The sequence below is a fragment of the Proteus sp. G2669 genome, from assembly GCF_009915245.1.
Taxonomy (GTDB): Bacteria; Pseudomonadota; Gammaproteobacteria; order Enterobacterales; family Enterobacteriaceae; genus Proteus.
The window spans coordinates 197,397-207,793 of record NZ_JAABLX010000026.1 but is presented as its reverse complement, the minus strand read 5'-3'; the positions used below and the strand labels follow the sequence as shown (position 1 = coordinate 207,793).

Here is a 10,397-nt window from a genome sequence, read left to right as displayed (position 1 = left end):
AGAGCGCCTAGCTAAAGAGCAAGCGGACAAAGCCAATGCTGAACGAGAGCACCTAGCTAAAGAGCAAGCGGACAAAGCCAATGCTGAACGAGAGCGTCTAGCCAAAGAGCAAGCGGACAAAGCCAAAGCTGAACAAGAGCGCCTAGCTAAAGAGCAAGCGGACAAAGCCAATGCTGAACGAGAGCGTCTAGCCAAAGAGCAAGCGGACAAAGCCAAAGCTGAACAAGAGCGTCTAGCTAAAGAGCAAGCGGACAAAGCCAAAGCTGAACGAGAGCGCCTAGCTAAAGAGCAAGCGGACAAAGCCAAAGCGGAGCAAGAGCGCCTAGCCAAAGAGCAAGCGGACAAAGCCAATGCTGAACGAGAGCGCCTAGCTAAAGAGCAAGCGGACAAAGCCCAAGCAGAGAAAGAACGCTTAGCGGAAATCACCAAACAACAAGAAGCCCAAGCTGAAAAAGAAAAAACAAAACCATCCATTGTTATTAGTAAACCTATTGATATTGAAAATACCTATAAATCAATGCAATTAATGGCTGAAAACGGTTATAAGTTTATGGATATGCAACAAGGGCAACTGCGTTATTTAGCTTCTGCAACCTGTTCTGTTGGTACTGAAAAAGCCTGTATTAGTGGCTTTGCACATCATCAACGCGTGAGTAAAGCCAATGCAACGCAAACCGGTATTAGCGCTGCTTATCGTTTTGATATTAATCATATTCCATTAGTTGTAGGGCTTGCCATTGATACAGATATCTCTTCTTCATTACCTAAAGGCTATCAATATCAAAGTTATGCATTACCTTTAATTGGTTTTAGCCTAGATTTAATACCATCACTCAATGCTGAGTTAAATAACAACGCATTACATCTGTCATTAAAAGGTGCTTATTTAAATCGTAAAGTTTCTATTGAAAGACAAGCATTAGCAGATACTGAATCAGGTAAAGGCAACACTAAAATATCTGGTTATCACATTGATTTACAAGGCTCTTATCCATATGCCATATCAAATGAATTTATGCTTACACCATTTGTAGGACTTACTTTTAATCAAATCTCACGTTCAGCTTATAGTGAAACTCAAAATGCCCAATTTGCAGCACACTATGATGCCCTCAAAACGCATTCATTATTAGCCAAAATAGGATTGGGTATGGATCATTTATTAGGTTCCTCTTTCATACTTAATACAAAAGCAGGATTACTGTGGAACTTATCACATTATCAAGGAGACTTCCGTAGCCATATTGACTATTTAGGTCAACAAAAAATTGATTATTTAGAAAATAAAAAGCAGTTAAAACAACGTCCATTTGTTCATATTGGATTAACGTATCAAGTTGATAAACACTCATCTATTGGTACTAAAGCAAATTGGGAAATGACTACATATCGTAATCACGATATGCAATTTGGTATTGACTACACTTATCGCTTCTAATTCCTTATTGTTTTGTTTGAGGTTAATTTTAGCTGTATTATTTGGCTTCCTATAAAAATATAGGAAGCTCTTTTTTTATTAGCTGATTGAAGAATTCAAATTTAAAATAGTAGAATTATTTTTTTCTTCATTAACCCACCACACCTTCGTCGATACTTTTTCAAGTAGTGCTTTATTGTGGCTAAAAATAATCAAACTTAAAGGACGCTTCTGACTTTCATCGATCAATACTTGCCAAATATCAGCTTGAATTTTCGCATCTAATTGTGCCGTGACTTCATCTGCAATCAATATTTGAGTACGAGGATCTAACGCACGTAATAACGCAATACGTGCCAGTTCTCCGCCAGATAGTTCATTAGGTCTACGTGTTAACCATTCTGATTTTATTCTTAATTTTTCAAACCAATCTTTATCTGGCGACCAAGCATCACGAACACTATCTCCTGTTGTTCTAAACGGATTAAAACATTTATCAGGATGCTGAGGGACTAATTGAATAGGGCAATAACCCTTGTTAGATAATGGTTTACCATTAACAAGAATTGAACCTTGAGTTGATGCTTGCCACTGCGCTAGAACACGACCTAATGTCGTTTTTCCTGTACCGCTTGGCGCTGAAATACCGAGTCGCTCTCCCGCATCTAACGAAAAGGAGAGATCTTGCCATAACACCTTACCTGCTTGCTCCACAGATAATTGTTTTAACTCTAAAAGTGGCATAAAGATAACTCCCAAAATAACAAATGAAATGTATAAAAATAAAACTTAAGAACTCAATATTATAATGGATTAAGTGATGCTTCTTTTGTATTTATAAATTGTTGTTCAGGTAATGCGTTCCAGAGAGTCTTCAACCACTCACTACCTTCATGACGATTAAGCACATTAGCAGGAATAACTTCGTTAACTTCACCCTGATTAAGCACTGCTATCGTATCCGCAAACCTTGCGGCTAAGGCCAAATCATGTGTAACCCAAAGTACTGATTTACCTTGATTACATAACTCTCTTAAATGCCCTAATAACAAACAAGCATGTTCATCATCCAGCCACGAGGTGATTTCATCAGCCAAAATATATTGTGCATTAGAGAGTGTTGCATTACAGGCCAATACACGTTTTGCCATCCCACCAGATAATTTTGCTGGATAGGTTTTTATCAATGAGCCAGAGAGATGATAAAGCCCTAATTGCTGCACAATATCATCTGATGTAACTTCAGCACCACTCAAATGCGCAGAGCGACTTAACTGTTCACCGATACAAATTAAAGGATTAAGTGCAGTCACTCCCTGAGGAATATAGCAAAAAGTATTTCCTCGATAAGCAATAAGCTCCCGTTCACTTAGTGTATGCCCATTCAATTTAATCGCACCACGAACGCGCATATTGGCAGGCAAAAGTCCTAAAGCGCTTTGAAGTAATAAACTTTTACCTTCGCCACTTCCCCCCACTAATGCCAACATTTTTCCTGGTTTAATATCCAAAGAAATTGATTTTAGCAACGGTTGCCAATTTCGTTTTCCCAACCAACGAAATTGTGCAATATCAATGGAAAGCTGTTCAAAACTTAACATCCTGCCCCTCTTAACCACAGTTGTTGCATTGCCTTAGCAAATTGATCGAAAATCAAGACCAAGCACATCAAAATCAATCCCGGAAACACCACCATCCACCAAGAGCCTGTACTTAAATAACGTAATGCATCAGATAGTAATAAACCTAAAGAAGGTTCATGAGCCGCTTGTCCAAAACCTAAAAAACTTAACGCTGCGCTATGTAATACTGCATGAGGAAACATCAATAGCGTTCCTACAATCCACTGCGGTAATAACATGGGAATATAGTGTTTTTTTACACATTCAAAAGGTGAATTGCCAATACGACGTGATAGCATGACGTAATCCGCCTCTCGAATACGTTGAATTTCACCACGTAAAATCAACGCAAGCTTAGGCCAATGAGTTAATGCCACAGCCCAAATCACTCCTTGTTGCCCACCACCTAAGGTAAAACAAATCAAAATCAATAGTAATAAATGAGGTAATGCTAAAAGCGCATCAACAATACCTCTAACAAAGAAATCACAATAACGATTAATTGACGAAATACCCGCGAAAATCAGAGCGATAGCACCACTAACAATCGCACTTGTCACACCAATATTTAAACTGCTTAACATTCCTTGAAAACAACGCAACCACAAAGAACGCCCTAAATTATCAGTACCGAACCAATATTGATCTGACGGCGCCTGATTTCTCGCCAAAAAGTCCATTACGATATCAGTATGAGAAACAGAAAAACCATATGCAACTAACCCAATTAACGCGAGGGTGACTAACAAAAGTCGTAGCAAAGGCTTGTTCGGATCGTAAATCATGAGTCTCGTAAAATTCCTTTATTAATACGTCTTAATAATATGTTAGAAATACTATTACCAAAGAAAATCAAAATAGTGCTGAAAACAACAATCCCCATTAAGAGAGGAATATCACCTCGTAATCCTGCATCGACCGTTGCTTGCCCTAAGCCTGGATAAGCAAATACTTTTTCAGCCAAAAGTGAGCCACCAAGTAATTCACCAATTGATGCAAACTGTAAGCAAAGTGCAGGCGTTATGGCATGACGTAGAACATGAAATAGCATCATAGCCCAACCTTTATCACCTTGAGCCTTAGCAAAATGAATAAACTCACTTCCCATCACTTCAGCAACTTTCGCTCGAGTATGCAGTGCGATATTTCCTGTACCTAATAATCCAAGAGCAATCATAGGTAAAATAAGATGAGAAAAACGTTGGCTTAATGTTGCTGTTTCAGCACTACTTCCCATCGGCCATGCGCAACAAATTGGTGCCCAGTGCAAAGTGACAGAAAACAGTGATAACAGCAGTAATCCTACCCAGAATGTCGGTAAAGAGGCTAACAAATAAGAGAGTGTAGAAATAATTCTATCGGGCCAACGATTAAGGTATCGGCCAGCCACTAATCCCATCACAACACCAATAACGCCTGAAAACACCCACGCGGAAGAAAGTAAAATAAAGGAAGGTCCGGCACGCTCACGAATAACATCAATAACAGGCATGTTATACAGCATGGAATAGCCAAAATCCCCTTGGATAATTTGACTAAACCAGAGCCAAAATCGCATCCATAAAGGCTGATCAATTCCCCAACGAGCTGCGATTAAAGGGTATTGCTCAGGGGGAACATTCAGGAGATCACTACCGATATAGGCCTTAATGGGATCAATCGGTGAAAAACTTAATAAAATAAAAACACCCGCTGTTGTCACCAACAGCAGGCAGAGTAATCGCAGGAAAAAACCTGCACTTTGACGTATTACTGACAAGTCCACTTCCAAGTATCTACGCTATTTAATAATGACCATGAACCATGGATTTCAGGTGTTCCTGTACCCAGATCAACACAAGGGTTAGTTAGATAAGTATGTTGCACATTCATCAGCCAAGCCCAAGCTGCGTCACCTTTAACACCAACGCCATTTTTACCATCCCACTCAACAGCTTTCCAATGAGGAACGGCTTCTTGCCATGTATGAGCATCAAGTGCAGCTTGTAGGTGTTTTTCAACTTCAGCGTTTTTGTAATAACCTGGATTATAATAACCAACACCTGCCGCATTTTCGCTGTAGTGATGATATAACTCCATAGGATCAAGACTTCCCCAACCAAATAAAGTTGGATTTGAGTGCATATAACGCTCTACCGTATCCCAACTTCCTGATTTAAGATCCATTTGAATACCAAGAGGCTGTACTAACGCACGAACTGATTCTGCTAAATCGCGACGTGTCGCATCACCACTGGTATACCACAAGGTTAATTTAGCTTCTAAACCGTCTTTTTCACGAATACCATTTTTGTTGAGTTTCCAACCTGCATCTTCAAGAATTTGTTTTGCCTTTTCAACATCACCATCTTTAAATGCTGCCTCAGTTTGATCCCAAGGTAGTCCTTTTACACCGGTATAAGCGGGAACTGCATAACCATCAAGGACTTGTTCTGACAGCAATTTACGATCAAGAGCATAATTTATGGCTTTACGGATAGCGATATCAGCCGTGATATCATTACCAATATCATAGCCTTGTGCGTTCTTCTCACCTGATTTTACCATTGGAAAAACAATACCGCGATTTTCAACACTCGGCCTTTCCCATAATTTTGTATTAGGTAAATTTTTAGCAATAGCCGCTGTTGCTGGTGGAATACGAACGATGCCTAATTGCCCGCTTTGAGCCGCAGCAAAGGCCGCATCTTCATCAAGAAAAACAAAAATGAGCTTTTCAAAATCGTTTTTCTGCCCCGCATAATAAGGGTTAGCTTCAACAATTAATTGCTGACCCGGTTGGAAACTGACCATGCGATAAGGACCTGCACCAATTGGTTTTTGTGCATAGGTTTTTTCATCATACTTATCAGCAGAGACGATACCTAACGAGCCTAATACATTAACAAACGTACTCTGTGGTGCTTTTAAGGTAATAGTGACATGTAAATCGTCATCTGCTTTTGCAGAAAGAAAATTTCCCATATCTACTTTACCGCCACTTGCAGCCGCATTGTTATAGGTAAACACAATATCTTTTGCCGTTAGTGACAAGCCATCCGAGAATTTTAAATCAGGTTTTAATGTTAATTTCCATGTTTTACCATCTTCACTTGGCTGGTAGTCGCTTAACATATTGCTATACCAAGAGAGATCCGCATTTTGCTTTAACAATGGGCTATGAAGAAGTAAATAGCTACCATGGCTCCACCCCAACATTGGGTCAAAACCTTCTGTTGGCTCTTCACCAATAGCCAGTTTTAACGTTTGAGCAGATGTTGCAAAAGGAACGCTTAGTGCGGCTAAGCAAGTTAAAGTTACTAATGATTGCCGCCAACCAAACCGAATAGACATAAAACATTCTCCGATTTTTTAGATACGACTTATCACCAGTCTCTGATCCCATTAGAGAAGAGGCTGAAATAAGATAAATAACAATGATAATTACGATGCTCTACAATTATTGCAGATAAAGAATAAATCAGTGGCACCATAATAAAATTTTTCATCCAACTACTCGAATAATATTCGACAGTTTATTGATTTTACATAAACTTTTATTAAGCAGCATTACTCATTATGGCAAACTTCTAGCAAGTGCACAGTATTTTTATAATAAATAAGTTATATATTTATCATTGAATTTATCAGTGAGCGTAAAACTAAATAAAGTGACTTTTTAACGAAATTAAATTATTTCATTTTATTTAATATGCATTAAAAATAAAAAGGCACATTATTGTGCCTTTTTATGATTATGAGTTTAATATTTTCTTTAATTTAAAATAACGCCTACCTAAACGCCAACGTAATCTGAAATCTTTCGCATTCTGCCAGATAAGTGTCCAAATTCCTCTATCAAAAAACTCTTTAACTATTTGTTTTTTAACCTCAATAGATTGAATAGAACCGATTGAGTGAATAATTCCCAAACCTTCTTTTGCGATTTGCCAATAACATGCATTAATATTTTTAGCGACATCCTTATGCTTTTGATTAATAGCATCAAGCATCTCTAATATTTTCATGTAATTATGAATAGTTCGAACATGAATAGTATCATTAGGCGTTGCATGAGAAACTGATTCAGAGTGAATAAGATAGTCGTAATAACGCTCATCAATATATTTAACACGTTCGGCAGTTAATAATACCTCCGTTGTCCATGGAATATCTTGATGATGTAAGCCTGGCTCAAAATAATAACCATGAGCAAGTAAAAACTCACGTCGATAAATATTTAACCAAGTTACATGTAAGAATTTTTTAGAGTTTAATGCTATTTCTAACCACCGTGGCCCTGTTAAAACATCCGTTGAATGTAATCGGTTAGATGGAAAGATAGGACGTGAAGGGCGTCCATCGGCATAAACATAATTACCATTGCAAGTCGCAATATCTAAATCATCTGCAAGGGCGATTTCAAGTAACCGAGGATACATTCTGGCATCAATAACATCGTCAATATCCGGGAAAGCAACGTATTTTCCACGGGCAACATGAAAACCAGTATTACGAGCAACAGAAACGCCTTGGTTTTCTTGGGTTAAAATAGTGACATCAGGGAATTTATCTTTCCATTCATAAAGTAATTTTAAGGAATTATCTTTAGAACCATCATCAACAAGAATAAGCTCCCAATTCTGTAGTTTTTGCGCTTGTAAATAATTAAAAAATTGCGATAAAAATTTTTCACCATTATAAACGGCAACCACAATACTTAATTGAGGTACAAAAGAAGACATAATCAACCTTTCATTCTTTGTAATAGGTAACTTTTGCTCTGAAAATACTGCTTAAGGATAGCAGAGGTACCTAGCTGAATATGGAGCTATTCTTGCTATTCTCTTGTTATGCTTAAGTGAAAAAGTTACTTTTCTGCTAATTCGAAGTAAAAATCATTATTAATAAAGAATTAGTATAGTTAACTTTTGAAATATCCGATGAAGAAAAGGTTAAGCAGGATTGTTTTTTAAAAGAAATTACTAAAGGAAAAATTAAGGTTTATACAAAAAAAACATGTTATCAGTCGTTATGCTATTTATTAATGAGTAATATAAGTGTCATTAATGAAAAACATCCGCAAAGCGGATGTTTTAGTTTTTATCTATAATCTTTGGATACTTGTTCTATTTTTATTCTTCGATATCTTCTTCATCACAAACTTCAAGCTCTGGAAAGTAATCAACTCGCCAAGACTTGATACCTTGATAAACCTCATCAACGGCATTTTTTACTGCTTCAGTCATTGGGTAGTAAAAACCGACTAAATCAGGTTGGATCCCTAGAAAAGTGATATCAGGAATATCATCTTTTAATTGATCAATAAGAAAATTCAGTGGCATATTATGGGTGCTCATAATAAACATTTCCGCTATATAATCAGGATCTATCACCCTAATCTCACCTGGGTTTAAACCAATGTCAGCAGCATCAACAATGACAACACATTGCGGTTGTAGCGCTCTTACTTGGTAAGAAACATTCTCAGGTGCACTTCCCCCATTGATAACAATCCATCCATCAATTGGGTTTGCTTCCATTAATTCAGCAAGCAGAGGGCCTGCACCATCATCGCCCATCATGCTGTTGCCAACCGTTAATACCACTTTAGGTGCTGTCATTGCTTCACTCATGGTTTTCTCTTCACTATCAAATAAATCGCAGGTTCTGCGTGGATCTCACCTAGTAATTTAATCAGCGTTTGACTCCACTCACTAAAAATAGGATCGTCACTTTTTGTGATAGGATCAAATGCTAACGCTAATAAGTGAGTATGCTCAGAGTTAATATTGATTTCACCAAATGTCAGTAATCCGTGCATTTTGCGCTTCGCTTCACCTTCAGGTAATAAATCGATCCACTCTTTATATTTTTCTAAAGGGCAGACTAACTCTGTTTTTAAACAGTCAATCATTCCCACATGGTGGCCAATTGCGAGCGAGTAATACATCACCTGTTGTGCTTGTTCAGGAATATCATCATCACTATCTACAAACTTTTGTCTTAATGACCAAAAGTAGACTTTAGCGTCATCAGGCATATATGCCTCCTTGACTTAAAGAGTAAACCAAGCGTTTCACAATCTCTGATAAACGAGGATCGTTAGCTTGTCGTAACCATTCATCAACACGGCCACTCACTTCTTGAATTGTGGCACCTTCAAGTAACGTCAAGAAATGATCACTGATTTGTCTTCCTTGGTAATAACCTGCAAGACGACGCGCTTCACGCTCAATCATTACCCGAGCATCAAGAGGAATAGAAGGCAAAATAAGTGAGGCTTTTTCATTCTCAACTTCTATGTGTGATTCGCCTTTTAATTTTTGATCGAGCAAACCTAAAGCAACAGCAAAACCATAAATAGTTGCTGCTGGCGTCGGAGGACAACCTGGGATCCATACATCAATAGGCACGATAGATTCGCTACCACCCCATACGCAATATAGATCGTGGAAAATACCGCCACCACAGCCACAAGCACCATAAGAGATACAAATTTTTGGATCCGGCGCTGATTCATAAGCACGTAATGCAGGAACACGCATCTGACGCGTTACTGCGCCAGTGAATAATAAAATATCAGCGTGACGAGGTGAGGCTACCACTTTGATACCAAAACGTTCAGCATCAAAAACCGGTGTAATTGCGGAGAAAATTTCAATCTCACAACCATTACAACCACCACAGTCAACACGATAAACATAAGCTGAACGCTGAATATCTTTCAACAATGTTTGCTTTAGCTTTTGTACCTGTTCATCAAGAGTGATAGGTTGGCTAACATGATGATTAATGGGAATTTCTGGTAGACTCATTTTATTGTACTCCCGATCTCGCCCATACTAATATTTTCACGGCCATCAGATAATAAGTTATGTTTACGCTTACATTCAGGGCAGGTTTCAAATTGTGGCCGCATTGCTTCCACGGTATTTTCATCCCAACCCGATTGCACTAATAATGCCATCGCATATTCAACAGATTTTTTAGGGGTAAATGGCTGATGACACTCACGGCAATTCAATAACTTAAATGTTCCTTTAATATAAAGGTCTGATTTTTTCGTTACTGCCGTTTCAAACATATCCGATAAAACAATCGCTCTTGTTGGGCAAACCTCTTCACAGCGACCACAGTAAATACAACGACCAATAAACAGTTGCCAGTGACGCTCACCTGTTTCTAAATTGGTTTCCATCGTTAATGCATTGGCAGGGCAAGCCGCAGTACAAGCACCACAAACAATACACTGCTGTGGATCATATTCAGGCTTTCCTCTAAAACCATCCGGTAAATCCAGTGGTTTAAATGGATATTTTGTTGTTGCTTCGCCTGTTTTGATTATGGTTTTAAACAATTTTAACATCGTTCATTCC

At 38.2% G+C, this 10,397-nt stretch carries 11 protein-coding genes; 1 reads left to right on the top strand and 10 read right to left on the bottom strand.

Annotated features, from left to right (window positions below):
- The coding region (locus GWI68_RS20275; RefSeq protein ID WP_243733316.1) for an autotransporter domain-containing protein at window positions 1–1,438 on the top strand (1,438 nt) is incomplete at its 5' end.
- Between the two features lie 78 nt (window positions 1,439–1,516).
- Here GWI68_RS20275 and GWI68_RS08430 read toward each other — a convergent pair.
- The 10 genes from GWI68_RS08430 to hyfH all read right to left on the bottom strand — a co-directional run bounded on the left by GWI68_RS08430 (window position 1,517) and on the right by hyfH (window position 10,387).
- A complete protein-coding gene (locus GWI68_RS08430) occupies window positions 1,517–2,161 on the bottom strand; it encodes an ATP-binding cassette domain-containing protein (protein ID WP_166539987.1) in 645 nt (214 codons plus the stop codon).
- A gap of 59 nt (window positions 2,162–2,220) precedes the next feature.
- Window positions 2,221–3,018, bottom strand: coding sequence for an ATP-binding cassette domain-containing protein (locus GWI68_RS08425; protein ID WP_166539986.1), 798 nt, complete (start codon window positions 3,016–3,018; stop codon window positions 2,221–2,223).
- The gene (locus tag GWI68_RS08420; RefSeq protein ID WP_166539985.1) at window positions 3,012–3,824 is read right to left on the bottom strand and encodes an ABC transporter permease; all 813 of its coding nucleotides are present in this window, start codon (window positions 3,822–3,824) and stop codon (window positions 3,012–3,014) included. The genes GWI68_RS08425 and GWI68_RS08420 overlap by 7 nt, the downstream gene beginning before the upstream one ends.
- Window positions 3,821–4,804, bottom strand: coding sequence for an ABC transporter permease (locus GWI68_RS08415; RefSeq protein ID WP_109408326.1), 984 nt, complete (start codon window positions 4,802–4,804; stop codon window positions 3,821–3,823). Before GWI68_RS08415 ends, GWI68_RS08420 begins: the two co-directional genes overlap by 4 nt.
- The gene (locus GWI68_RS08410; RefSeq protein ID WP_166539984.1) at window positions 4,789–6,372 is read right to left on the bottom strand and encodes an ABC transporter substrate-binding protein; all 1,584 of its coding nucleotides are present in this window, start codon (window positions 6,370–6,372) and stop codon (window positions 4,789–4,791) included. The genes GWI68_RS08415 and GWI68_RS08410 overlap by 16 nt, the downstream gene beginning before the upstream one ends.
- A gap of 401 nt (window positions 6,373–6,773) precedes the next feature.
- Entirely contained in the window at window positions 6,774–7,763 is a 990-nt protein-coding gene (locus GWI68_RS08405; protein ID WP_166539983.1) for a glycosyltransferase, read from the bottom strand.
- Between the two features lie 390 nt (window positions 7,764–8,153).
- Window positions 8,154–8,654 carry a hydrogenase maturation peptidase HycI gene (hycI, locus tag GWI68_RS08400; protein WP_166539982.1) on the bottom strand — a complete coding sequence of 167 codons (501 nt, stop codon included), beginning with the start codon at window positions 8,652–8,654 and terminating at the stop codon, window positions 8,154–8,156.
- The gene (locus GWI68_RS08395) at window positions 8,651–9,061 is read right to left on the bottom strand and encodes a formate hydrogenlyase maturation HycH family protein (protein ID WP_072069031.1); all 411 of its coding nucleotides are present in this window, start codon (window positions 9,059–9,061) and stop codon (window positions 8,651–8,653) included. The genes hycI and GWI68_RS08395 overlap by 4 nt, the downstream gene beginning before the upstream one ends.
- Window positions 9,054–9,836, bottom strand: coding sequence for an NADH-quinone oxidoreductase subunit B family protein (locus GWI68_RS08390; protein WP_109408331.1), 783 nt, complete (start codon window positions 9,834–9,836; stop codon window positions 9,054–9,056). Before GWI68_RS08390 ends, GWI68_RS08395 begins: the two co-directional genes overlap by 8 nt.
- On the bottom strand, window positions 9,833–10,387 hold the full coding sequence (gene hyfH, locus GWI68_RS08385) for a hydrogenase 4 subunit H (RefSeq protein WP_036934329.1): 555 nt from the start codon (window positions 10,385–10,387) through the stop codon (window positions 9,833–9,835). The genes GWI68_RS08390 and hyfH overlap by 4 nt, the downstream gene beginning before the upstream one ends.
- Window positions 10,388–10,397 lie beyond the last annotated feature (10 nt).

Bases quoted from the DNA above. Each gene is read 5' to 3' on its own strand.
- GWI68_RS08430 (WP_166539987.1), bottom strand. From the start codon at position 2,161: ATGCCACTTTTAGAGTTAAAACAATTATCTGTGGAGCAAGCAGGTAAG.
- GWI68_RS08425 (WP_166539986.1), bottom strand. From the start codon at position 3,018: ATGTTAAGTTTTGAACAGCTTTCCATTGATATTGCACAATTTCGTTGG.
- GWI68_RS08420 (WP_166539985.1), bottom strand. From the start codon at position 3,824: ATGATTTACGATCCGAACAAGCCTTTGCTACGACTTTTGTTAGTCACC.
- GWI68_RS08410 (WP_166539984.1), bottom strand. From the start codon at position 6,372: ATGTCTATTCGGTTTGGTTGGCGGCAATCATTAGTAACTTTAACTTGC.
- GWI68_RS08405 (WP_166539983.1), bottom strand. From the start codon at position 7,763: ATGTCTTCTTTTGTACCTCAATTAAGTATTGTGGTTGCCGTTTATAAT.
- hycI (WP_166539982.1), bottom strand. From the start codon at position 8,654: ATGAGTGAAGCAATGACAGCACCTAAAGTGGTATTAACGGTTGGCAAC.
- GWI68_RS08395 (WP_072069031.1), bottom strand. From the start codon at position 9,061: ATGCCTGATGACGCTAAAGTCTACTTTTGGTCATTAAGACAAAAGTTT.
- GWI68_RS08390 (WP_109408331.1), bottom strand. From the start codon at position 9,836: ATGAGTCTACCAGAAATTCCCATTAATCATCATGTTAGCCAACCTATC.
- hyfH (WP_036934329.1), bottom strand. From the start codon at position 10,387: ATGTTAAAATTGTTTAAAACCATAATCAAAACAGGCGAAGCAACAACA.